Below are 23,323 nucleotides of genomic sequence, written 5' to 3'. Positions count from 1 at the left end.
AGAAACTTCAATTCTGCTAACTATGTGGCCATCTTGCGACATAATTTAGTATGCGCGCTCGACATTATTATTAAATAGGCAATGAAAGGAATTCATGTTACAGCTTGTGACATATAATTCCGGCGTCCCGTTTTCCGCTTGTCACTTCCTGCATGAAATTGTTACCTCGGCATGACTTATTTAGACGTTTATCATCTGAATTGCCAAGGTAAATCGTATTTGTCATGCATTTTTGCTTAGTGGCATAGTTCGGAAAAATCGATCCAAAACAGCAAGTTTCTTGCCCTATTTATCCAGATTTCTGCGTCATCACCGTGACATATTGGCCATGTACACTCACCCGCTGCCCACTGGCACGCCGGGGTTTGGACGGTCGGAACCAGTTGCAGCAAACGTAAGAGGGGCTCTGTTACCGCAGGGTCTCAATAACTATTAGTCTTTATTGGGGTTATACAATGATCAATCATAAACGGCTCAAGCTGACGCAGATGGCGCTCAGCCTGTCTATCGCACTCGCGACAGTACCGGCCATGGCACAGAACACGACGTCGGCGATCGGTGGCCACATCGTCACCGGCGACGGCAAGCCGGCCGCTGGTGCGGTGGTCTCCATCGTGCACAACGAATCGGGTTCGGTCACCAACGTCGTCACCGACGCCGAGGGTCGTTATGTCCAGCGCGGTCTGCGTACCGGCGGTCCGTACACCATCACCATCACCAAGGATGGCGTGACCGAGAAGCGTGAAGGCGTGTACATTCAGCTGGCCGAAACCGCCAACGTGGACGCTACCCTGGGCGCGGCGATGCAGACCGTGACCGTGGCCGGCAGCAACAACCGTTCGGACAAGTTCTCGCGCACCGCGATGGGCGCCGGCACCAGCATCAGCGCCAGCGACCTGGCAATCCAGGGTTCGATCAACCGCAACCTGCAGGACTATGCCCGTGCCGACCCGCGCGTGTCGCAGACCGACAAGGAACGCGGCGAAATGTCCGTGGCCGGCCAGAACTCGCGCTATAACTCGCTGACCATCGACGGCGTGTCGGTGAACGACACCTTCGGTCTGGAAGCGTCCGGCTCGCCGACCGCCAAGCAGCCGATCTCGATCGAAGCGATCCAGTCGGTGCAGATCAACGTCGCCAACTACGACGTGACCCAGAAGGGCTACACCGGCGGCAACATCAACGCCGTGACCAAGTCCGGCACCAACACCGTCAAGGGCTCGGTCTACTACGTCTTCCGTAACGACAAGCTGGCCGGCGACCGCTACAACGCGTCGACCGACACCTACGCCGCACCGGCGCCGTTCAAGGAAACCACCAAGGGCGGCACCCTGGGCTTCCCGATCATCAAGGACAAGCTGTTCATGTTCGCCGGCTGGGAAAAGCTGGAATCGACCCGTACCGCGCCGGCCTTTGGCCCGCTGGGCAGCTCGGTCACCAACGTCGGTATCACCCCATCGGCCATCGCCTCGGCGCAAGCGATTGCCAAGAACACCTATGGCATCGACATCGGCAACAGCGACGTGCCCTCGGGTACCGCGCTGAACGTGACCGACAAGCTGGTGAAAGTCGACTGGAACATCAACGAGAATCACCGCGCCATGTTCCGCTACTCGAAGACCGACCAGAGCGAGCCGCAGTTCACCGGCCTGTCGGCCACCGGCATTTCGCTGAACTCCGAGTGGTATCAGCAGAACAAGACCATCGAGACCAAGGTCGCGCAGTTGCTGTCCGACTGGACTCCGACCTTCTCGACCGAGTTCAAACTGTCGACCCGCGACTATGACTCGCTGCCGAAGCTGAATTCGACCCTGCCGCTGATCGGCCTGCAGTTCTCGGGCGCGCTGCCGGCCGGCACCCCGTCGACCGTGTCGTCGGCCAACCGCTTCCTGAACTTCGGTACCGACAACAGCCGCCAGCGCAACATCCTGGGCACCAAGACCACCGACGCTTACGGCGCCGGCAACTGGTCGCTGGGCGACCACGAAGTCAAGTTCGGTGGCGACTACAGCAAGAACAAGGTGTACAACGCGTTCCTGCAGAACGTCTGGGGTAACTACACCTTCGGCTGTATCAACAACGTCAACTACCAGTTCCTGAACAGCAGCACCTTCAACTGCGCCACCGCCACCAACGCGCAGGTGGAAGCCGCCGTGCTGGAAAACTTCCGTCGCGGCCGTCCGACCTCGTACAGCGTGCAGGTGGCCAACCCGGGCCTGACCCTGGACGACGCAGTAGCCCAGTTCGACATGAAGAACTATGGCGGCTTCGCGCAGGATACCTGGACCGTCAACAAAAACCTGACCGTGAACTACGGCATCCGCTACGACAAGACCGCCGTCGGCGGCCGTCCGCTGCGTAACGCCACCGTGGCGCTGGCGCCCGTCGCCGGCAACCCGGCCACCGGCGCCCGTGCCACCGGCGGTTTCGGCCTGGACAACACCAACACCTTCGACGGCCAGGACCTGATCCAGCCGCGCGTGGGCTTCAACTACACCTTCGACAGCGAGCGCAAGATGCAGGTGCGCGGCGGCGCCGGCCTGTTCCAGGGTTCGGCACTGACCGTGTGGCTGTCCAACCCGTTCTCGAACACCGGCGTGCAGACCCGCACCGTGGGTTGCGGCATCTCGGGCTACGCGGCCTGCCCGACCACCGATGGCTTGTTCCGTGCCGATATCAACAACCAGGTCACCAGCTTCACCGGCTCGATCCCGGCCGCCAACGTCGACGTCCTGGCCCCTGGCCTGCGTCAGCCGTCGGTGTGGAAGTCGAACATCGCGCTGGAAACCGAACTGCCATGGTACAACCTGGTGCTGGGTCTGGAATACCTGAACACCAAGGCCAAGGACGCGATCTACTACCAGAACGCCAACCTGGGTCTGCCGACCAAGACCGGTACCGACGGCCGTCCGCTGTACTACAACGCGCAGGGCTACAACACGGCTTGCTGGTCGGCGACCGGTTCGTCGATCACCAACGGTGCTTGCACGGGCTTCACCGCCAAGGCACTGAGCAACTCGGCCTTCAACAACGTGCTGGTCGCCACCAAGACCGACAAGGGCGGTTCCAACGTGGCCACCGTGTCGCTGTCGCGTCCGATGATGAACGGCTGGAACTGGTCGCTGGCGTACACCTACACCAGTGCCAAGGAAGTCTCGCCGCTGACCTCGTCGACCTCGTCGTCGAACTACGCCAGCCGCTCGATCTTCAATCCTAACGAAGAAGTCAACGCCAACTCGAACTACCTGGTGAAAGACCGTATCAGCGCGCTGGTGAACTTCCGCAAGCGTCTGATCGGTTCGTACAACACCACCCTGGGTATCTTCTACGAAGGCCGTTCGGGCAAGCCGTACAGCTGGACCGTCAACAATGACTTGAACGGTGACGGCCTGGCCGGCAACGACCTGATGTTCATCCCGTCGGCGCCAGGTTCGGGCCAGGTGGTGTTCTACGGCGATACCGCGACCAACCACGCCAACGAAGACAAGTTCTGGAGCATCGTCAACGGCAATTCGATCCTGAAGAAATCGGCTGGTGGCGTGGTCGGCCGCAACACCGACTTCGCGCCATGGACCAACAGCTTCGACGTGCGTATCGCTCAGGAAATCCCTGGCCTGTTCAAGGGTAACAAGGGCACCTTCTCGCTGGACATCTTCAACTTCGGCAACCTGCTGAACAAGAAGTGGGGCCACATCAATGAAGTGGGCTTCCAGACCAACGGCGGTCTGGCACGCAGCTTCGTCGACTACCAGGGTCTGGATGCGCAGGGCCGCTACATCTACCGCGTGCGTGATGTGGAGACCGTCGATATCCGCCAGGTCAAAGGCGAATCGCAGTGGGCCATCCAGGCTACCGTCAAGTACGAGTTCTAAGCTCGGCACGACTGGTCTGATCCCTGTCTGACAAAAACGGCTGGTGGCAACATCAGCCGTTTTTTTATTTTGTAACGTAAAACTGCTGTCATTTTTGACGGCCCGGTTGGGCGGTACAATATTCGATTCACCTCCGCTTGCTAAGTAATGAAAAAATATCTGCGCCCGATGTGGGCCGCTGCATTGGCTGCCGCCTTGGCCGGTTGCGCTTCGCTGCCGCCCGGCGTGACCGAAGTGCAGCTGGTCGCGCTCAACGATTTTCACGGGAACCTTGAAGCCAGCCGCTATACGCTGGACAGCGTGTCCGGCCGCGGCGAGCGGGTGATCCAGGCCGGCGGCATCGACACCGTGGGCGCGGCGCTGCAGGCGTGGCGCAAACAGGATCCGGAACTGCTGCTGGTCGGCGCCGGCGATCTGGTCGGCGCCAGTCCGGCCATCTCGTCGATGTGGGCGGACGAACCGACCATAGGCGCGATGAATCTGCTCGGGCTGCGCGCGACCTCGGTGGGCAACCACGAATTCGATCAGGGCCGCGTCGAGCTGCTGCGCCAGCAGAAGGGCGGCTGCAAATCGCCGCGCGAAGACAAAGCCTGCAAGTTCGACGGCCCTTACGAGGGCGCCCGCTTCCAGTACCTGGCCGCCAACGTGATCGACATGCACACGCGCAAGCCGCTGCTGCCGGCCTACCAGGTGGAGAGCGCGCATGGCGTCAAGATCGGCTTCATCGGCGCGGTGCTGAAGGAAACCGCCGAGGCCTCGCTGGCCTCCGGCATCGCCGGTCTGGAGTTCGGCGACGAGGCGGACGCCATCAACCGCCAGCTGCCTGAACTGCGCAAGCAGGGTGTGGGCGTGTTCGTGGTGCTGATCCACCAGGGCGGACACACCACCGATAAATTCGATCAGCAGGATTGTTCGCACCTGAGCGGCGACATCGTCGATGTCGTCAAGCGCCTCGATCCGGCGATCCGGCTGGTGATCAGCGGCCACTCGCACCAGGGTTATCTGTGCAAGGTGGATGGCCGCCTGGTGACGCAGTCCGACACGGCCGGCCACCTGCTGGGCCGCATCCGCCTGCTGGTGGACACCAATACGAATACCGTGCGCGATGTCAGCGCGCGGCAGGAGGTGATGACGCCGGGCGAGTGGCCGGCCGATCCCGTGTTGTCGGCGTATCTGCGGAAGGCGCGCGAGCGCAGCGCCGCCGCGCTGGCGCGTCCGGTGGCGGCGATCGCCGTGCCGACGGTGAAGCGCGAAAAGGAACATGACCGCGAGTCGGCACTGGGAGACCTGGTGGCCGATTCCATGCTGTCCGCCGGCCGTCCGTTCGGCGCGCAGATCGCGCTGCAGAATCCGGGCGGCATCCGCCAGGATCTGGGCAGCGGCGAGGGCAATCGTGTCACTGTCGGCCATGCGCTGGCGGTGCTGCCGTTCTCGAACACGTTGACGGTGATGAACCTGCGTGGCGCGCAGATCGTGCAGCTGCTGGAAGAACAGTGGCTGGATGGCCGCGACAACAAGCGCGGCCTGCTGCAGGTGTCGGATGGCTTCAGCTACGAGTGGGACCCGGCCAGACCGGAAGGCGGCCGCGTGGTGCCGGACAGTGTGCGGCTGAACGGCATGCCGCTGCAGATGGATGCCAGCTACCGCGTCGTCACCAATAACTTTCTGGCCGAAGGCGGCGATGGCTTCCCCACCTTCACCAAAGGCGCCAACCGCGCGCCGACCGGCATCCGCGATGTGGATGCGCTGACCGCTTATCTGATCAGGCGCGAGCAGGAGCGCAAGCCGGCCGGCGCCGCCGCGCCGCTCACGCGCTACAAGAGCGTGCAATAACTTACTGGAGTCTTTATGCGTCGTTTTTTCCTTTCCGCCCTGGTGTCGGCCGCCGTGCTGGCCGCGCCGGCGCGCGCCGAGTTTTCCATTCCCGGCTTCGAGCTGGTACAGACCGCGCCGGTCGAGACGTCGCTGCACAGCGACGATCTGCGCGGCCCGGCGGTGGTGTGGAGCGAGTTGTTCGATCACGCCAAAAACGAAATCGTCATCGGCCAGTTCTACGCGGTGATCAAGCCGGGCAGCGTGTTCGACAAGGTGGTCGAGCACCTGGAGGCGGCCGGCAAGCGTGGCGTCAAGATCCGCTTCCTGCTCGACAAAAAGGGCGTGGGCCTGTCGGAGCAGCCGACCATAGACCGGCTGAAGGCGATCCCGAACCTGGAGTTCCGCATCCTCGATTACAACCAGCTGACCGGCAATGGCATCATCCATGCCAAGTACCTGGTGGTGGACGGCGCCACGGCGTACATCGGCAGCCAGAATTTCGACTGGCGCTCGTTCGAGCATATCCACGAAACCGGCCTGCGCATCACCGATCCGAAGATCGTCAGCCAGGTGCTGGCGGTGTTCAACCAGGACTGGCGCGCGCAGGCGCTGACCACGCAGTCCATGCAGGTGCCGGCGCTGAACCAGAAGACGGTGACGGCCGACATCCACCAGCCGCAGTTCCTGCTGTCCAGCCCCAACAAGTACAACCCCGCCGGCGTCGGCGATTCCGAGACCAGCCTGCCGGCGCTGCTGGCCGAAGCGAAGAGCGAGGTGCGTATCCAGCTGCTGGACTACGCGCCGCTCAGCTACGGTCCGAAAGGCACGCGGCCTTACTACGCGGTGATCGACAACGCGGTGCGCTCGGCCGCCAACCGTGGCGTCAAAATCAAGCTGATGGTGTCCAACTGGAACCTGGAGCAACCGGCGCAGGTCTATCTGAAGTCGCTGGCGATCCTGCCGAACGTGGAAATCCGCGTGGTGACGCTGCCGGTGGCCTCGACCGGTTTCGTGCCGTTCGCGCGCGTCATACACAGCAAGACCATGGTGATCGACAACCAGGTGGCGTGGGTGGGCACCAGCAACTGGGCCGGCGGCTACATGGACCTGTCGCGCAATCTGGAGGTGGTGATGCGCAACGAGAAGATGGCGCAGCGTATCGCCGCGCTGCACGAGCAGACCTGGAGTTCGGCCTACGCGCAGCCGCTCGACATCAACAAGCAGTATCCGAAACCAGCCAAAGGCAGCCCTGAATGAAAAAGCTCGCATGCATACTGGCGCTGAGCAGCGCTTTCGTTTCCGTCAACGCGTTCGCCTGGGGCTATGACGGCCACCGCGCGGTGGGCGCCATCGCCGATCAGCTGATCAGGGGCACCAGCGCCGGGCAGCACGTGCAGGCATTGCTGCTGCCGGGCGAGAGCCTGGAAAAGATCGCCACCTGGGCGGACTGCGTGAAAGGAACCTCCTGCGGTCCGCAGACGGACGAGATGGTGGCCTACACCACCGCCAACCCGCAGCACAGCGAATATCACTACACCGATGTGCCGTTCCAGCTGTCGCATTATGAGGACCACGGCGTCGGCACGGCCGATCACGACATCGTGCAGACGCTGAAGCAGTGCATTCTGGTGCTGCAGGGGAAGGCCGACAAGACCACCAATCCGCACAATTTCACGCCGCGCCAGGCGCTGCTGATGCTGACCCACCTGACCGGCGACATTGCGCAGCCGCTGCACGTGGGCGAGGGCTATGTCGGCAAGAGCGGCGGCTTCGTGATCCCGACCCGGAAGCAGCTGGACGACAAGGAAGCTTTCGCCACCCAGGGCGGCAACAACCTGCTGCTGGACGATGTCAAGCTGGCTTCCAACAGCACGCAATTGATCCCGGCAGCGCCGGCGGAGGACAAGCCGGCCGTGGCGCCACAGGCCAGCGCCGCTGCCGCACCTGCCGCCGCTGCCGCGCCACGTCCTCCGCAGACCACGCGCGCGTTCCATTCGTACTGGGACACGACGGTGGTCAACTATGCCTTCCGCCGCATCGGTGCGCGCACGCCGTCGCAGTTTGCGCTGCTGGTCATCGCGGGCAACCCGGTGGTGGCGCCGAACACCGGCGACCCGGTGAGCTGGCCCTACGAGTGGGCCGACCAGACGCTGGTGGTATCCAAGCTGGCCTATGCCGACGTGGTGCCGGGCGCGATGACGCAGCAGACCAGCAAGACCACGGGCGAGCAGTACAACGTCTGGCCGCTGGCGATTCCGGACAACTATCCGGTGCCATCCTCGGCCGAAGCCAAAGGGCAGCTGATCCAGGGCGGCTACCACCTTGCGGCCGTGCTGAAAGCCATCTGGCCATAACAGCGGTAACTTCGGGGACAGACCACGTTTTTGAAACATTGCAAAAACGTGGTCTGTCCCCAAGTTTCTATCATGAAACGACTTATTCTGACTGCATTGATGAGCGCTGTGCCTCTGATTGCCGGCGCTGCCGGTAATCCGGCTAACGGCAAGCTGCTGTTCCAGCGCTGCGCGTCCTGCCACGCGGTGGGGCCGTATGCAACCGCCGGCTATGGTCCGCAGCTCAACCATATCATCGGCCGCCGCGCCGGCGACACCAGGGACTACAAGTACTCGGAGGCGATGAAGAAATCGGGACTGGTGTGGGATGAGAAAACGCTGGCGGCATTCCTGCGTGCCCCGCACGATGTGGTGCCCGACACGAAGATGCGCTTCTGGGGAATCAAGGATGAACAGCAGATCGCCGACCTGCTGTCCTATATGAAGACGCTTTAACGCGACTTGACGAATGGCGTGCCGAGCGCTTTCGGCGCCACCGACTTGGCCATCAGGCCGGCCAGTACGATCACGGTCAGCACGTACGGCACCATCTGGATCATCGAGCCGGGCAGACGGCCCACCAGCGGCAGTTCCACGCCTTCGATCTGGATCTGCACCGCGCCGAAGAAGCCGAACATCAGACAGCCCAGGAAGGTGTACAGCGGACGCCAGTTACCGAACACCATGGCGGTCAGCGCCAGGTAGCCGGCACCAGCCGACATATCGCGCAGGAAGAAGCCGCTCTGCACGATCGACATGTAAGCACCCGAGAACGAGCACAGTACGCCGGCGATCAGCATCGCCATGTAGCGCTGACGCTCGACGCTGATGCCGGCCGCGTCGGCCGCGTGCGGGTTCTCGCCGCAGGCGCGCAGGCGCAGGCCGAAGCGGCTGTGGTAGATCACCCAGTGCACCAGCGGCACCAGCGCGAACGCCAGGTACACCAGCACCGAGTGGCCGCCGATCAGGTGCGCATACAGCCAGCCGACGAAGGGCACGCCCTCGATCGCGGCGGAGCCGGGCAGCACCACGTCGAACAGACGCGCCGAGCCCAGGTCCGGCGTGCGCCCGCCCTGCTGGAAGAAATACTGCGCCACCACGAAGGTCAAACCGCTCATGGCGATGTTGATGGCGATGCCGCCCACCAGCTGGTTGCCCTTCTGGGTGATGGCGATGTAAGCCTGCAGCGTCGCCAGCAGCACCGACACCAGCATGCCGGCCATGACGCCGTACCACGGGTTCTGCGTGGCGAACGCCACCGCCGCCGACACAAACGCCGACGCCAGGATCTTGCCTTCCAGGCCGATGTCGATCACGCCCGAACGTTCGGCGAACAGGCCGGCCATGCCGGCGAAAATCAGCACCGGCGCGTTGCGCACGGTCGATACCAGGATACTGCCGATATGGAGATCGTCAAAAGTCATCTCATCCTCGCTTCTTCAGGTTCAGCACTTTGGCGATGGCCGGGCCGTACAGGTTTTCCATGGCGCCGCAGAACAGGATGATCAGACCCTGGACCATGATCACGGTCTCGGGCGGGATGTTCTGCTTTTCCAGCGACAGATCGAAACCGCCCTGGGTCAGCGCGCCGAACAGCACCGCCGACAGGAAGATGCCGACCGGGTTCTGGCGGCCCATCAGCGCGATGGCGATGCCGATAAAGCCGGCGCCGCCGACGAAGTTGAGCGACAGGTAGTGGGTCGAACCCATGATGGAGTTGACCGAACCCAGACCCGCCAGCGCGCCCGAGATCAGCATGACGATGATGATCATCTTGCTGATGCGGACCCCCGCGTAGTGGGCCGCGTGCTTGTTCAGTCCCGTGGCGCGCAGCTTGAAGCCCCAGGCCGAACGCGACACCACCACGCCGTAGATCACCAGCGCGATGATGGCCAGGAAGAAGCTGATGTTGAGCGGCGTCTCGCCCAGGATCGGGAACCACTGGTTCAGGCGCGGCATCTCGGCGGCGGCGGCAAAGGCGCGACTGGCCGGATTCTGTTCGCCCGGCGGCACCAGCTTGACGATGATGGTGTTCATCAGCGCGGCGGCGATGTAGTTGAACATGATGGTGGTGACCACCACGTGGCTGCCGCGCTTGGCCTGCAGGTAGCCGGGCACGAAGGCCCACAGCGCGCCGAACAGCGCCGCGCCCAGCATGCCGACCGGGATCAGCAGCCAGGCCGGCAGCGAGGCGTCAAACGTCAGCATCGCCAGCGTCAGACCCAGGCCGGCGAAATACATCTGGCCTTCGGCGCCGATGTTGAACAAGCCGGCCTGCATGGCGATCGATACCGCCAGTCCGGTGAAGATGAAGGTCGAGGCGTAGAACAGCGTGTAGCTCAAGCCTTCCGGATTGACGACGGCGCTGTTGACCAGGATCGCCAGCGATTCGGTCGGGCTCTCGCCCAGCAGATGGATCACCAGCGCGGTCACCAGCAGGGCCGACAGCAGGTTCAGAACGGGCATGACAAACGCAGTGGCCCAGCGTGGCAAGTCTTTATTCATGATTTGTGCATCCCGCCCATCAGCAGGCCGATACGGGTGGTGTCGAATTCTTCAATTTCCAGTTCGCCGGTGATGCGGCCGCCGCACATGACCAGGATGCGGTCCGCCAGCGCGCGCACTTCCTCCAGCTCCACGGAGACCAGCAGGATGGCCACGCCTTCGTCGCGCAGCTTGAGCAGCTGGGTGTGGATGCTCTCGATGGTGCCGATGTCGACGCCGCGCGTCGGCTGGCCGACCAGCATCACCTTGGGCTGCGCCAGCACCTCGCGCGCGATCACCACCTTCTGCTGGTTGCCGCCCGAGAGCAGGCCGATACGCAGATCGTGGTTGTTAGGACGCACGTCGAAGTTCTTCATCAGGTCCGCGCAGCGCGCGGCGATGGCCTTGAAGTCGAGCAGGCCCCAGCGGTTTTTCAGCTTGTCCTGGTAGCCGAGAATGGTGTTGTGCATGACCGAGAAAGCCTTGACTACGCCGTCGCGCAGGCGGTCTTCCGGCACGTGGGCGATGCCCAGTTCGCGGAACACGCGCGGCAGGCCATCCGGGTTCGAGCGGCCGGCGAAGGGCAGGGGCTTGCCCTCGAATTGCAGCTTGCCCGACGTCGGCAGGCGCATGCCGGACAGGATTTCCATCAGTTCGCTCTGGCCGTTGCCGGAGACGCCGGCCACCGCCACGATCTCGCCGGCGCGCAGCGTGAAGCCGATATCGGCCAGCAGCTTGACGCCCTGGTCGTCCAGCAGCTGCAGGTTGTCGACTTCCAGCACCGGCGCGCCCGGGTTGTAGGGCTTGCGCGGCAGGTTGTTTTCGATCGGCCGGCCGACCATCATGTTGGCCAGGTCTTCCTTGGTGGTGCCGGCGGTCGGCACGGCGCCGATCACGCGGCCGGCACGCATCACGGTGACGGTGTCGGTGATGTCGAGGATTTCCTGCAGCTTGTGGGTGATCAGGATAATGGTCTTGCCCTGGTCCTTGAACAGACGCAGGATTTCGAACAGCGATTCGGTTTCCTGCGCGGTCAGCACGGCGGTCGGCTCGTCCAGGATCAGGATGCTGGCGCTGCGGTAGATCTGCTTGAGGATCTCGACGCGCTGCTGCGCGCCCACCGACAGGTCGTGGATGGTGGCCAGCGGATCGACGTCGAGGCGGTAGCGGGTGCAGATGTCGCGCAGTTCCTGCTCGACGCGCGCGCGGTTTTTATTCAGCTTGAAGCCGCCCTCGCTGCCCAGCATGACGTTATCCAGCACGGTCATGTTCTCGACCAGCATGAAGTGCTGGTGCACCATGCCGATGCCGAGGGCGATCGCCTCCTGGCTGTTGTGGATGCGGCGCGCCTGGCCATCCAGCAGGATCTCGCCGCCATCGGCGCGGTAGTATCCGTACAGGATGCTCATCAGGGTCGATTTGCCGGCGCCATTCTCGCCCACCAGGCCATGGATGGAACCCTTGGCGATGGCAAAGCTGACGTCCGTGTTCGCTTTTACAGCCCCAAAGTGCTTGGAGATGCCGCGAAATTCTACTGCTGGCTGCATAGGATCGTTTTCAGTTAAGTAAAACGCGCCGCCGGGGTATGCCCCCCGGCGGCGCGCTCTATGTCAAACAAGTTTTATACCGGGCAGGCCGCGCCCGAACGGATATCAATCACTTTGACCTTGCCGTCGATGATGTCCTTGCGCGCGCCCATGACGCGCTTCTCGATCTCCGGCGTGATCAGCTTGCGGTTGTTCTCATCCAGCGCCCAATCGACGCCGCCTTCCTTCAGGCCCTTCGAATACACGCCCGCCTTCCAGGTGCCGTTCTTCATCTGCATGAAGGCGTCATACACGGCCATGTCCACGTGCTTGACCATGGAAGTCAGGATGGTGCCCGGATACAGGCCGTTCTGGTTGGAGTCGACGCCGATCGCCAGCTTGCCTTTTTCCTTGGCCGTCTGCAGCGTGCCCAGGCCCGAACCGCCGGCCACGGCGAACACCACGTCGACGCCGCGGTCGAATTGCGAGCGCGCCAGTTCGCCGCCCTTGGCCGGATCGTTCCAGGCTTGCGCGCTGGTGCCCACCATGTTGGCGGTGACGTCGATCTTGCCATTCACGGCCTTGGCGCCCTGCGCGTAGCCGCACGAGAAGGTGCGGATCAGCGGGATGTCGACGCCGCCGATGAAGCCGATCTTCTTCGACTTGGACGCCATGGCGGCGGCCACGCCGGCCAGGTACGAGCCTTCCTCTTCCTTGAAGGTGATCGATTCGATGTTCGGACCCTGCGCCACGCCGTCGATCAGCACGAAGCGGACTTTGGGGAATTCCTTGGCGACCTTCTGCACGGCAGCCTGCTGGGCGAAGCCGATCGATGCGATCAGGTCCAGGTTCTTGCGCGCGAGGCCGCGCAACACCTGCTCGGCCTGGGTATCGCTGGAGGCTTGCACCTCGATGAAATTGATATTGGTTTCCTTCTTGAAGCGCGAGGCGCCTTCAAAAGCGGACTGGTTAAACGACTTGTCGAACTTGCCGCCCGCGTCATACACGATGCCCAGCTTAGGGTCAGCCGCGGACGCGCTGGCAGCCACACACAGTGCTGCAACCGTCAAACTAAGTTGTGAAAGTTTCATGAATAGGCTCCTGGAAGATCGTTATTGTATATTTTTATTGGCCGAAACATGTAATTCCGTGCCGCTTTCTTAAGCTAAATCCCTGATTTCACGCGTTAAGCGCTGGCAACTTGCTAACTGATTGCCGCTCTATCAATTCTCAACTTTGCATGTATGTCGCAACGCAACAACAGCGGCCGCCGAATTTTAAATGTTTATCGTGTTGCTTTTTTGTCCGTTCGGACAAGATTTCGCCGCCGCCGGGCTGCCGCATTTTCCTGCGGTTTCATAGCCAAAGCGGCCGTGCGCCGCGCGTCCAGGGCAGCACACTACTATGCATCAGCGCGGATATGTACGACAAATTCGATTTTTCTTGGCTATTTATACAAAACCGATATGAATGAAGACTTGCCAACTGTGAGTTTCGGTTAATTTTTTTGCGTGCTAGCATGCTTGGTAATTTGTATATCGATATGTGCAAACCAGCAGACTCGATACACATTTATCAAGAAAAAATAATCGGATTACACATCAAGGGAGCAAGACTCATGAGCAAACACCGTAGTGGTTTCGCAGCGCGATCGCTGATCGCCCTGGCCGTCGCAAGCGCCTTCCCGCTGCACGCGGCCATGGCCACCGAAGCTGAGGCGTCCGCCCAGCCGGCAGCAGCCGACGGACAGGAGGGCGGCGGCGCGCCGTTCGCCGCCAACAAGGATCAGCTGGAAACCGTGATCGTGACCGCGCAACGCCGTGCGGAAAACATCAAGGACGTGCCGATGTCCATCGCCACGCTCAAGGGCGACAAGCTGGACGTGCTGACCTCGGGCGCGGCTGACATCCGCTTCCTGGCCGGCCGTTCGCCATCGGTCAACGTCGAGTCCGACTACGGCCGCACCTTCCCGCGCTTCTACATCCGCGGCCTGGGCAACACCGACTTCGACCTCAACGCCTCGCAGCCGGTCGGCTACGTGATGGACGACGTGGTGCAGGAAAACGCCATGCTGAAGGGCTTCCCGGTGTTCGACGTCGAGCAGGTGGAAGTGCTGCGCGGTCCGCAGGGCACCCTGTTCGGCCGTAACTCGCCGGCCGGCGTGATCAAGTTCGACTCGGCCAAGCCGGTGTTCAAGACCGAAGGCTATCTGCAACTGGGCCTGGGCAACTACTCGGCCAAGACCGCCGAAGGCGTGTTCAACATCCCGGTCAGCGACACTGTGGCGCTGCGCTTCTCCGGCACCAGCCAGCACCGCGGCGACCGCGTGCACAACACCAACCCGAATCCGAACACCGCCACCCAGGACTTCGAAGGCTACGCCGACAACGCCTTCCGCCTGCAGGCGCTGGTACGTCCGAACAAGGATTTCGACGCGCTGTTCAACTACCACGAGCGTAATTACCACGGCACCGCGACCCTGTTCCGCGCCAACATCATCCAGAAGGGCACCAACAACCTGGTGCCGGGCTTCGACTACGATTCCTACCCGACCGACGGCGTCAACTACCAGCGTCTGGAAAACAAGGGCGGCAACATCCGCCTGAAGTACAACCTGAACGACATCACGCTGCACTCGATCACCGGCTATGAAACGCTGAAGTTCAACAGCCGCGCCGACGTCGACGGCGGCTATGGCGCCGTGTTCGCGCCGCCATCGGGCCCGGGCTACATCCCGTTCCCGGTCGAGACCGCCGACCTGCTGCCGAATCACAAGCAGTTCTCGCAAGAGTTCCGCGCCGAGTCGAACTACAGCGGCCCGCTGCAGTGGATCGGCGGCCTGTACTTCTTCGACGAGAACATCCAGATCGATTCGATCAGCTTCAACTCGTTCGCGCCGGGTAATCCGCAGAACATTCCTTACGCGATCCAGTACCAGAAGACCAAGTCCTGGGCGGCCTTCGGCTCCCTGAACTACACCGTGTCGGACAAGCTGAAAGTACGCGGCGGCCTGCGCTACACCAACGACAAGAAGGACTTCACCGCCTCGCGCGTGGACTATCCGACCGGCTCGACCACCCTGACCACCGCCACCCACGACCTGCACAGCGATTCGAACAACCTGAGCTGGGACCTGAGCGGCACCTATGAGCTGGACAAGAACACCAACCTGTTCGCCCGCGCGGCGACCGGCTACCGTGCGCCGTCCATGCAGGGTCGTCTGAACGGCCTGGGCGACCTGCCGTCGCAAGCCAACGCCGAGAAGGCGCTGTCGTTCGAAGCCGGCGTCAAGCAGGACCTGTTCGACAAGCGCGCGCGTCTGAGCGCGTCGATCTTCCGCTACCGCGTCAAGGACAAACAGCTGACTGCCGGCAGCGGCAACGTCAACATGAACCAGCTGATCAACGCCGAGAAGGTGATCGGCCAGGGCGTGGAACTGGACCTGCAGGCCAACCTGGGCTACGGCTTCAGCGGCACCGTCGGTTACAGCTACAACGACACCGAGATCAAGGATCCGAACCTGTTCGTGCAGTACTGCGGCAACGTGACCAACAACGCCGCCAGCGGTTGCACCCCGACCAATCCGGCCGGTCCGTTCGCCGGCACCTCGCGCATCAACGGCAACCCGCTGCCACGCGCGCCGAAGAACCAGTTCAACTTCACGCTGAAGTACAGCACCGAAATCGGCAACGGCGAATTCTATGCCTACACCGACTGGACCTACCGCAGCAGCTATAACTTCTTCCTGTACGAAGCGCCTGAGTACAAGGCCAAGCCGCTCACCGAAGGCGGCGTGCGCGCCGGTTACAAGTGGGGCGACGGCAAGTATGAAGTGGCAGCCTACGGCCGCAACATCACCGACAAGCGCGTGATCATCGGCGCCATCGACTTCGACAACCTGACCGGTATGCTGAACGAGCCGCGCACCTACGGCGCGACCTTCAAGTACAACTTCTAAGGCAGTCCTGGTTTGGTTAAAATCCCCGCACATCGCGGGGATTTTTTTATTGGGGAGCAGGATTTGGAGCACATCAATCTGTGGCCGCTGCTGGGCGTGGCCGTTATCGTGTTGGGCTTTGCGCTGCGTGCGCATCCGGTGCTGGTGGTGATCGCCGCCTGTTTCGTCACCGGCATCGCCGCCGCCATGCCGGTCGAGCACCTGCTGGCGACGCTGGGCACGGCCTTCATCAAGACCCGCAATCTGCCGATGATCCTGCTGTTGCCGATCGCCGCCATCGGCCTGCTGGAGCGGCACGGCTTGAAGGAGCATGCGCAGGCCTCGATCGCGCGCATCCGCTCGGCCACCACCGGCCGCCTGCTGATCGTCTACCTGGCCATCCGCGAGATCGCCGCCGCCTTCGGCCTGACCAGCATCGGCGGCCATCCGAACATGGTGCGTCCGCTGATCGCGCCCATGGCCGAGGGCGCCGCCGAAGTGCGCTACCCGGACCTGCCGCTGGCCATGCGCCACCGCATCCGCGCCATGGCCGCCGCCACCGACAACGTCGGCCTGTTCTTCGGCGAGGACGTGTTCGTGGCCTTCGGCGCGATCGTGCTGATGCAGACCATCCTGCGCGGCGAGGGGCTGGATGTCGATCCGCTGCACATGGCGCTGTGGGGTATCCCGACTTCTCTCTGCGCTTTCATGATCCACTCCTGGCGGCTGTACCGCTTCGACGCGCAGATCGCCCGCAGCGTCGGGAGCGCGCCATGATCGTCACGCTGGACTTCTTCTTTTACGTGCTGGGCGCGATCCTGCTGATGGTGGCCTGGATGGCGTTGCGCGACCGCCATAATCCCAGGCGCTACAGCAGCGCCTTGTTCTGGGCCCTTTACGCGCTGATCTACCTGGCCGGCGATGCGCTGCCGCCGATGACGGCCGGTGCCACAATGGTGCTGATGGCGCTGATCGCCGGCTTCGGTGGCGTCACGCTTGGCCGCTACGGCGACCGCTCGCCGGAAGAGCGCCGCGCCAGCGCACAGCGTCTCGGCCACAAGCTGCTGATCCCGGCGCTGCTGATCCCGATCACCACCGTGATCGGCTCGACCGCGTTCAAGGACGTCAAGTTGGACGGCCTGTTCCTGCTCGATCCGAAGAACCTGACGCTGGTCAGCCTCGGCATCGGTTCGCTGTTCGCGGTGGCCACCGCCTGCTGGCTGACGCGCTCCTCGCCGTTGCAGGCGATGCGCGAGTCGCGCCGGCTGATCGATCACCTGGGCTGGGCAGTGGTGCTGCCGCACATGCTGGCGGTGCTGGGCCTGCTCTTCACCGAAGCCGGCATGGGCAAGGCGGTGGCGCACGTGGTCACTTCCTACATCAACATGGACGTGCGGCTGGTGGCAGTGGCCGTGTATTGCGTCGGCATGGCGCTGTTCACCATCATCATGGGCAATGGCTTTGCTGCCTTCCCGGTGATCGCCGGCGGTGTCGGCATACCGGTGCTGGTCGGCGTGTACCACGCCAACCCGGCGGTGATGGCGGCGATCGGCATGTTCAGCGCTTACTGCGGTACCCTGATGACGCCGATGGCCGCCAATTTCAACATCGTGCCGGCCGCGCTGCTGGAGCTGCCGGACAAGAATGCGGTCGTGAAAATGCAGATTCCGACAGCATTGCCGCTTTTGCTAGTCAATATCGCGCTGCTTTATTTTTTGATGAATATGTGAGACGCTTCGGCACTAGCATGACCGGAGTAGGTAATGAAAAAGATAATATTGTTAACGGGCTTTGAGCCTTTTAACAAGGAATTGATCAATCCCTCATGGGAAGCGGTACGCCAGCTGGATGGCTGGCACGAAGGTGAATTCGTGGTGCATGCGCGGCAGCTGCCTTGCGTGTTCGGACGTTCGTTAAAAGTATTGCATCAGGCTGTGGAAGAACTGCAGCCGAGTATCGTGATCGCGGTCGGCCAGGCTGGCGGCCGCGTCGATCTGTCGGTGGAGCGCATCGCCATCAATATCGATGACGCGCCGATTCCCGACAACCACCAGCGCCAGGTGGTGGACCAGCCCATCGTCAACGGCGGCCCGGCCGCCTACTTCTCCACCTTGCCGATCAAGGCCATCGTGCACGAGCTGCGCGAGGCGGGCCTGCCGTCGTCGGTGTCGCAGAGTGCCGGCACCTTCGTCTGCAACCACGTGTTCTATGGCCTGATGCATCAGACGCACGAATGGGGCACCACCATGCGCGCCGGCTTCATTCACATTCCGTATCTGCCCGAGCAGGCGGCGCGCCATCCTGGCACCGCCAGCATGAAGCTGGAAGACATGGTCGAAGGCTTGCGCATCGCCGTCCGCACCACGCTCGCGCACACGGTCGACATGCGCGAAGCGGGCGGTCTGACGCACTAGTTTAGAATACGTGCCTTTCCGTTTTTCAGAAGGCGCCATGAAATCTTTCGTCGCTACGCTGCTTGCGGCAGCACTGTCATTATCGTCCGCCCTGGCCGCCACCCCGGTGTGGGAAACGTTGCCGGCCGAGCAGCCCTTGCCGGCGCAATTGCGGGAGGGGCGCGTCGACCATGATGGCGCCAGCATCTGGTATGCCGTCGCCGGCGAGGGCCAGCCGGTGATCCTGTTGCACGGCGGCCGCGCCAGCGCCCTCACATGGGGCAACCAGGTGCCGGCGCTGCTCGCCAGCCATCATCAGGTGATCCTGATCGACAGCCGTGGCCATGGCCGCAGCACGCTGGGCGAACGGCCGTTGTCCTACGAATTGATGGAAACCGACGTGGTGGCCGTGATGGACCGGCTGCATTTTCGTAAGGCAGCAGTGGCCGGCTGGAGCGATGGCGCCATCCTCGCGCTGATCATGGCGATGAAGCATCCGGAGCGTGTGAGCAAGGTATATGCCTTCGGCGCCAACATGGATGCCAGCGTGGGCGCGACGCCGGCGCCGTCTCCGGTGCTGCCTCTGGTCGGTCCGCGCCTGCAGGCGCAATACGAGCGTGTCGCCAGCCCGGCCGATTTCGAGCGACTCACCGCAGCCGTGCGCAGCATGCAGAAGAACGAGCCGCATTACAGCGATGCTCAACTGGCCGGGATCAAAGGACCGCAAGTGGCGATTGCCGGCGGCGACCACGATGAATTCATCGGCGCGGATTATTTTGCCCACCTTGCGGCAACCATCCCAGGCGCGCGCCTGCTCTTGCTGCGCGACGTCAGCCATTTCGCGCCCTGGCAGGACGCGCCCAGCTTCAACGCCTCGCTGATCGGTTTCCTCGACCGCTGAGTCAATCGCCGCGCGCCGGCGGGTTCAGGATATTCAGGAAGGCGCGCACCACGGGCGCGTCGTCGGTGGTGGTGTAGGTGATGTAGAGATTGGCCGACGGCGGGTTGCTGCGGATCGGCACGAACACCACGCCGGGCCAGCCGATGCGGCTGGTCGTTTCCGGCATCAGCGCCACGCCCAGCCCGGCGCCCACCATCGCCAGAATGGTCTGCGGTTCGGACGCTTCCTGGAAGATGGTCGGCTGAAAGCCGGCTTTCACGCAGCATTGAATCAGGTAGCGCGGGAACGAGGACTTGTCGAGCGCCAGTGTCAGCATGGGTTCTTCGGCGATGTCGGTCAGTTCGATGGAGTCCTGTTTGGCCAAGGGATGATGCTCGTTCAGCGCCACGCACACGTCTTCGCGGAAGCATAGTTCCTGACGCAGGTTGTCGGTCTTGAGATCGTCCTCGTCCAGTTTGGGCTCGCGCCAGAAACCGACGTCGATCTGCTTGGCGCGCAGCGCGTCGTATTGCAGCGTCGGCCCCAGTTCATGCAGGGTCCAGGTGACACGCGGGAACTTGGTCTGGAATTCTTCCAGCAGACTGGGGATCGGCCCCCACATCGCCGAGCCGACAATGCCGACGCGCAGTCGCCCCACTTCGCCGCGGTCGATCTGGCGGATGGTGTCGATGGTCATGCGCATCTTGGCCAGCAGCTCGTTGGCCTCGGCCATCAGCGCCTTGCCGGCCACGGTCAGTTCGAAGGTGCGGGTGGTGCGGGCGAACAGTTTGACGCCCAATTCGCTTTCCAGCTTCATGATCTGCTGGCTGAGCGGCGGCTGCGAGATGTGCAGGCGCTCCGCCGCGCGGCTGAAACTTTTTTCTTCGGCGACGGCGAGGAAGTACTTGAGTTGTTTCAGATCGATGGACATGGCAAGCGAGATTGGTTGATCGTCAGTGCGTGGATTGCATCGCCACCGCCAGCGCGGCGCCGCAGCGTGCATTGTTCTTCACCAGCGCGATGTTGGTCGCCAGGCTGCGGCCCCCGGTCAGCTGCTTGATGCGGCTGAGCAGGAACGGCGTCACGTGCTTGCCGCTGATGCCCTGTTGATCCGCTTCCAGCAAGGCTTGTTCAGTGATGCGGTCGATTTCTTCCTTCGGCATCGCCTCGGCCGCCGGCACCGGATTGCTGACCACCACGCCGCCCTTCAGGCCCAGCGCCCATTTGGTCTGCAGGAAGGCCGCCTGTTCGGCCGCCGTATCGATCTGGAAGTCGGCGTTAAAGCCGCTCTCGCGCGTGAAGAAGGCCGGGAAGCCGCGCTGACCCACGCTGATCACCGGTACGCCGTGCGTCTCCAGGTATTCCAGCGTCAGGCCGATGTCGAGAATCGACTTGACGCCCGCACACACCACCGCCACCGAGGTCTGCGCCAGTTCCTGCAGGTCGGCCGAGATGTCGAAACTGGTTTCGGCGCCACGATGCACGCCGCCGATGCCGCCGGTGACGAACACCTGGATGCCGGCCAGTTCAGCGCAGATCATGGTCGCCGCCACGGTGGTCGCGCCCAGCCTGTTCTGCGCCAGCACGTAGGGCAGGTCGCGGCGGCTCACCTTGAGCGCGTCGCTGGACGTGGCCAACAGCTCCAGCTGTTCATCCGACAGGCCGATGCAGATCTTGCCGCCGATGATGGCGATGGTGGCCGGCACGGCGCCGCCGTCGCGGATGATCTGTTCCACTTCGCGCGCCATCTGCACGTTCTGCGGATATGGCATGCCGTGCGAGATGATGGTCGATTCCAGCGCGACCACGGGCTTGCCGGCGGCGCGGGCGGCGGCCACTTCCGGCGAAAAGAGCAGGTATTGGTGCATGGGTTTATCCTTTATTCGGGAAGAGCGGAGCGCTCATATCAAAGTCGTGTATTTCGTCCAGCACGTCGGCGGCCAGCACGGGCGACACGGTCTCCTGGCTTTCCAGCGTCATGGCCGCCACCTTCAGGCCGCGGCGGCAAGCCAGCGTCAGATCATCGCTGCCCTGGTACAGCGACCAGCAGACGGCGGCCGAGAAGGCGTCGCCGGCGCCGGTGACGTCGACCACGTCCACCTGGTGCGCGGCCAGCCAAACCAGTTCGGCGCCGCGCGTGTGATACACGCCCTGGCTGCCGCAGGTGACGATGACATCCTGCGCGCCCTGTTGCTTCAGCGCGGCGCAGGCGAGGCGCACATCGGCTTCGGTCGGCAGCGCGCGGCCGGTACGGGTTTCCAGCTCGCCGCGGTTGAGGATCAGCAGGCGCAGGCCTTGCAGATCGGCTGGCAGACGCGCCATCTTCGGCTGCGACACGGCGACGATCACCAGCGGCACATTATCGAGCCGCGCGCTGTCGAGCAGCGCACTGATGCTGTCGGCCGGCAGGTTCAGGTCCGCCACCGTCATCGCGGCGGCCGCGCGTTGCGGCGCGCGGCTGGCCAGGAAGTCCGGGGTGATGCGGTCATATAGCGCCATGTCGGCCAGCGCCACCACCAGTTCGCCCTTGTCGTCGAGGATGGCGGTGTAGGTGCCGGTGGCGGTGTCCTGCAGTTTCAGGCTGCCGCGCGTATCGATGCCGGCCGCCTCCGCATGGTCCTGCAGGGCGCGGCCGGCGCCGTCGTCGCCCAGGGCGGTCAGCAGGGCGGTCGGCAGATTCAGGCGCGCCAGGTTTTCGGCGATGTTGCGCGCCACGCCGCCATAGACTTCCTCGGCGGTGGCGGGATTGGAGGTGCCCAGCTGCATGGTCGCGATGGTGCGCAGTTTGCGGTCCAGGTTGGCGGCGCCCACGCACATCACCGGGCGCTTGTCCGGCAACACGTAAGCACGACCCAGCAGGCGACGTTCGCGTATCAGGCCGGCGATGTGTCCGGCCACGGCGGAACGCGACAGGCGCAGTTCCACCGCCAGGTCTTGCTGGGAGATGAAAGGGTTGGCGCGGATCAGCTGGTAAAGCTGTTCCTTTTTGGAGGAGTCGGTCACGGCGGTGGCCCAGTTAAACATTTGTCTTGAATGGTAAACATTTGTCCAAACCAAGTCAAACCCAAGACTGCAACGAAGTTTGCCTTGGTTTATAATACCGCCGATTTATATCACTTAAATATAAATGGCTAAGAAAAATGGTATTTGCCATACATATGGACGATGATGCATAGTGTCAGCTTCCCCAGCCATATCAAAAAAACAGAGGATCTTCATGTCTAATAACTCTCCATTCCAGGCAGCGGACATCATTCGCGCCCGTCTCCCTGAAGGTTTCAAGCCGCGCGTGGCGCTGATCCTCGGCTCGGGCCTGGGTGTGCTGGCGGAACAGATGCTGGACGCCGTCACCATCGGCTACGACGAACTGCCGGGCTTCCCGATCTCCACCGTGCACGGCCACGCCGGCGAATTGGTGATCGGCACGCTGGCTGGCGTGTCGGTGGTGTGCATGAAAGGCCGCGGCCACGTCTACGAAGGCTACGGCCTGGGCGTGATGACCAGCGCCGTGCGCACCATGAAGCTGCTGGGCTGCGAGATGCTGTTCGTGACCAATGCCGCCGGCTCGCTGCGCACCGAGGTGGACGCCGGTTCGCTGGTGGCGTTGACCGACCATATCAACTTCCTGCCGGGCACGCCGATGATGGGGCGGAACGACGAGCGTTTCGGTCCGCGTTTCTTCAGCATGGCCAACGCCTACGACGCCGAACTGCGCGCGCTGCTGCACACCGCGGCCAAGGAAAAGAACGTCACCCTGCACGAAGGTGTGTACATCGCCTACGCCGGCCCGAACTTCGAGACGCCGGCCGAGATCCGCGCGTTCAAGACGCTGGGCGCCGACGTGGTCGGCATGTCGGTGGTGCCGGAAGTGGTGTCGGCCCGTCATTGCGGCCTGAAGGTGGTGGGCGTATCGGCCATCACCAACCTGGCGGAAGGCCTGTCGCCGTTCCCGCTGTCGCATGAACAGACGCTGAAGTACGCCGCCGTCGCGGCGACCTCGCTGGTGGAAGTGATCCTGGGCTTCCTCGCGAATGTGGAAAAAACGGTAGCGAAAACGCCGCAGGCGTAAGACACCCAAGGGGC

Annotated in this window: 18 protein-coding genes; 11 read left to right on the top strand and 7 right to left on the bottom strand. The window is 62.9% G+C overall.

Annotated elements, in window-relative coordinates; genetic code table 11:
• Window positions 1-455 precede the first annotated feature (455 nt).
• The 5 genes from E4L98_RS02300 (at window position 456) to E4L98_RS02280 (ending at window position 8,476) form a co-directional block, all read left to right on the top strand.
• On the top strand, window positions 456-3,872 hold the full coding sequence (locus tag E4L98_RS02300; protein WP_135199951.1) for a TonB-dependent receptor: 3,417 nt from the start codon (window positions 456-458) through the stop codon (window positions 3,870-3,872).
• A 147-nt stretch (window positions 3,873-4,019) separates the two neighbouring features.
• Window positions 4,020-5,705, top strand: coding sequence for a bifunctional metallophosphatase/5'-nucleotidase (locus E4L98_RS02295; protein WP_135199950.1), 1,686 nt, complete (start codon window positions 4,020-4,022; stop codon window positions 5,703-5,705).
• A 15-nt stretch (window positions 5,706-5,720) separates the two neighbouring features.
• A complete protein-coding gene (locus E4L98_RS02290) occupies window positions 5,721-6,944 on the top strand; it encodes a phospholipase D-like domain-containing protein (RefSeq protein ID WP_135199949.1) in 1,224 nt (407 codons plus the stop codon).
• Window positions 6,941-8,041 (top strand): S1/P1 nuclease, encoded by a 1,101-nt coding sequence (locus E4L98_RS02285; RefSeq protein ID WP_135199948.1) that lies wholly within the window; start codon window positions 6,941-6,943, stop codon window positions 8,039-8,041. Before E4L98_RS02290 ends, E4L98_RS02285 begins: the two co-directional genes overlap by 4 nt.
• 99 nt (window positions 8,042-8,140) lie before the next feature.
• A complete protein-coding gene (locus E4L98_RS02280) occupies window positions 8,141-8,476 on the top strand; it encodes a c-type cytochrome (RefSeq protein WP_371857158.1) in 336 nt (111 codons plus the stop codon).
• On the opposite strand, the gene E4L98_RS02275 is transcribed toward E4L98_RS02280, so the two are convergent.
• From E4L98_RS02275 to E4L98_RS02260, 4 genes are all read right to left on the bottom strand, one after another.
• Window positions 8,473-9,444 (bottom strand): ABC transporter permease, encoded by a 972-nt coding sequence (locus tag E4L98_RS02275; RefSeq protein WP_135199946.1) that lies wholly within the window; start codon window positions 9,442-9,444, stop codon window positions 8,473-8,475. The two genes, E4L98_RS02280 and E4L98_RS02275, sit on opposite strands and share 4 nt — an antisense overlap.
• Window position 9,445: 1 nt before the next feature.
• Window positions 9,446-10,486, bottom strand: coding sequence for an ABC transporter permease (locus E4L98_RS02270; protein ID WP_229257197.1), 1,041 nt, complete (start codon window positions 10,484-10,486; stop codon window positions 9,446-9,448).
• Window positions 10,487-10,521: 35 nt separating this feature from the next.
• Entirely contained in the window at window positions 10,522-12,051 is a 1,530-nt protein-coding gene (locus tag E4L98_RS02265; protein ID WP_135199944.1) for an ABC transporter ATP-binding protein, read from the bottom strand.
• 74 nt (window positions 12,052-12,125) lie between these two features.
• Window positions 12,126-13,121, bottom strand: coding sequence for a BMP family lipoprotein (locus E4L98_RS02260; RefSeq protein ID WP_135199943.1), 996 nt, complete (start codon window positions 13,119-13,121; stop codon window positions 12,126-12,128).
• Between the two features lie 527 nt (window positions 13,122-13,648).
• On the opposite strand from E4L98_RS02260, the gene E4L98_RS02255 reads away from it, so the two are divergent.
• The 5 genes from E4L98_RS02255 (at window position 13,649) to E4L98_RS02235 (ending at window position 19,261) form a co-directional block, all read left to right on the top strand.
• Entirely contained in the window at window positions 13,649-15,988 is a 2,340-nt protein-coding gene (locus E4L98_RS02255; RefSeq protein ID WP_135199942.1) for a TonB-dependent receptor, read from the top strand.
• Window positions 15,989-16,051: 63 nt separating this feature from the next.
• On the top strand, window positions 16,052-16,744 hold the full coding sequence (locus E4L98_RS02250; RefSeq protein ID WP_135199941.1) for a DUF969 domain-containing protein: 693 nt from the start codon (window positions 16,052-16,054) through the stop codon (window positions 16,742-16,744).
• The gene (locus E4L98_RS02245; protein WP_135199940.1) at window positions 16,741-17,697 is read left to right on the top strand and encodes a DUF979 domain-containing protein; all 957 of its coding nucleotides are present in this window, start codon (window positions 16,741-16,743) and stop codon (window positions 17,695-17,697) included. The genes E4L98_RS02250 and E4L98_RS02245 overlap by 4 nt, the downstream gene beginning before the upstream one ends.
• A 33-nt stretch (window positions 17,698-17,730) precedes the next feature.
• Window positions 17,731-18,381: a pyroglutamyl-peptidase I gene (gene pcp / locus E4L98_RS02240; protein ID WP_135199939.1), complete on the top strand. Its 651-nt coding sequence runs from the start codon at window positions 17,731-17,733 to the stop codon at window positions 18,379-18,381.
• Window positions 18,382-18,418: 37 nt separating this feature from the next.
• Window positions 18,419-19,261, top strand: a complete 843-nt coding sequence (locus tag E4L98_RS02235) for an alpha/beta fold hydrolase (protein WP_135199938.1) — start codon at window positions 18,419-18,421, stop codon at window positions 19,259-19,261.
• Window position 19,262: 1 nt separating this feature from the next.
• On the opposite strand, the gene E4L98_RS02230 is transcribed toward E4L98_RS02235, so the two are convergent.
• The 3 genes from E4L98_RS02230 to E4L98_RS02220 are packed head-to-tail and all read right to left on the bottom strand — an operon-like array spanning window position 19,263 to window position 22,243.
• On the bottom strand, window positions 19,263-20,171 hold the full coding sequence (locus tag E4L98_RS02230) for a LysR family transcriptional regulator (protein ID WP_135199937.1): 909 nt from the start codon (window positions 20,169-20,171) through the stop codon (window positions 19,263-19,265).
• Window positions 20,172-20,193: 22 nt separating this feature from the next.
• Complete coding sequence (locus E4L98_RS02225; protein WP_135199936.1) at window positions 20,194-21,108, bottom strand: pseudouridine-5'-phosphate glycosidase; 915 nt, start codon at window positions 21,106-21,108, stop codon at window positions 20,194-20,196.
• A gap of 4 nt (window positions 21,109-21,112) precedes the next feature.
• On the bottom strand, window positions 21,113-22,243 hold the full coding sequence (locus E4L98_RS02220; protein WP_135199988.1) for a carbohydrate kinase: 1,131 nt from the start codon (window positions 22,241-22,243) through the stop codon (window positions 21,113-21,115).
• Between the two features lie 214 nt (window positions 22,244-22,457).
• On the opposite strand from E4L98_RS02220, the gene xapA reads away from it, so the two are divergent.
• Window positions 22,458-23,309 (top strand): xanthosine phosphorylase, encoded by an 852-nt coding sequence (gene xapA, locus E4L98_RS02215; RefSeq protein WP_135199935.1) that lies wholly within the window; start codon window positions 22,458-22,460, stop codon window positions 23,307-23,309.
• Window positions 23,310-23,323: the final 14 nt, after the last annotated feature.

This window comes from Duganella callida (assembly GCF_004614165.1).
GTDB classification, from domain to species: domain Bacteria; phylum Pseudomonadota; class Gammaproteobacteria; order Burkholderiales; family Burkholderiaceae_D; genus Rugamonas; species Rugamonas callida.
The sequence above is the reverse complement of the archived record's forward strand: the minus strand, read 5'-3'. Positions and strand labels throughout refer to the sequence as shown.

Coding starts and splice junctions, on each gene's coding strand:
- E4L98_RS02295 (WP_135199950.1), top strand. CDS start 4,020: ATGAAAAAATATCTGCGCCCGATGTGGGCCGCTGCATTGGCTGCCGCC.
- E4L98_RS02300 (WP_135199951.1), top strand. CDS start 456: ATGATCAATCATAAACGGCTCAAGCTGACGCAGATGGCGCTCAGCCTG.
- xapA (WP_135199935.1), top strand. CDS start 22,458: ATGTCTAATAACTCTCCATTCCAGGCAGCGGACATCATTCGCGCCCGT.
- E4L98_RS02275 (WP_135199946.1), bottom strand. CDS start 9,444: ATGACTTTTGACGATCTCCATATCGGCAGTATCCTGGTATCGACCGTG.
- E4L98_RS02255 (WP_135199942.1), top strand. CDS start 13,649: ATGAGCAAACACCGTAGTGGTTTCGCAGCGCGATCGCTGATCGCCCTG.
- E4L98_RS02245 (WP_135199940.1), top strand. CDS start 16,741: ATGATCGTCACGCTGGACTTCTTCTTTTACGTGCTGGGCGCGATCCTG.
- pcp (WP_135199939.1), top strand. CDS start 17,731: ATGAAAAAGATAATATTGTTAACGGGCTTTGAGCCTTTTAACAAGGAA.
- E4L98_RS02280 (WP_371857158.1), top strand. CDS start 8,141: ATGAGCGCTGTGCCTCTGATTGCCGGCGCTGCCGGTAATCCGGCTAAC.
- E4L98_RS02270 (WP_229257197.1), bottom strand. CDS start 10,486: ATGCCCGTTCTGAACCTGCTGTCGGCCCTGCTGGTGACCGCGCTGGTG.
- E4L98_RS02230 (WP_135199937.1), bottom strand. CDS start 20,171: ATGTCCATCGATCTGAAACAACTCAAGTACTTCCTCGCCGTCGCCGAA.
- E4L98_RS02260 (WP_135199943.1), bottom strand. CDS start 13,121: ATGAAACTTTCACAACTTAGTTTGACGGTTGCAGCACTGTGTGTGGCT.
- E4L98_RS02265 (WP_135199944.1), bottom strand. CDS start 12,051: ATGCAGCCAGCAGTAGAATTTCGCGGCATCTCCAAGCACTTTGGGGCT.
- E4L98_RS02290 (WP_135199949.1), top strand. CDS start 5,721: ATGCGTCGTTTTTTCCTTTCCGCCCTGGTGTCGGCCGCCGTGCTGGCC.
- E4L98_RS02225 (WP_135199936.1), bottom strand. CDS start 21,108: ATGCACCAATACCTGCTCTTTTCGCCGGAAGTGGCCGCCGCCCGCGCC.
- E4L98_RS02285 (WP_135199948.1), top strand. CDS start 6,941: ATGAAAAAGCTCGCATGCATACTGGCGCTGAGCAGCGCTTTCGTTTCC.
- E4L98_RS02235 (WP_135199938.1), top strand. CDS start 18,419: ATGAAATCTTTCGTCGCTACGCTGCTTGCGGCAGCACTGTCATTATCG.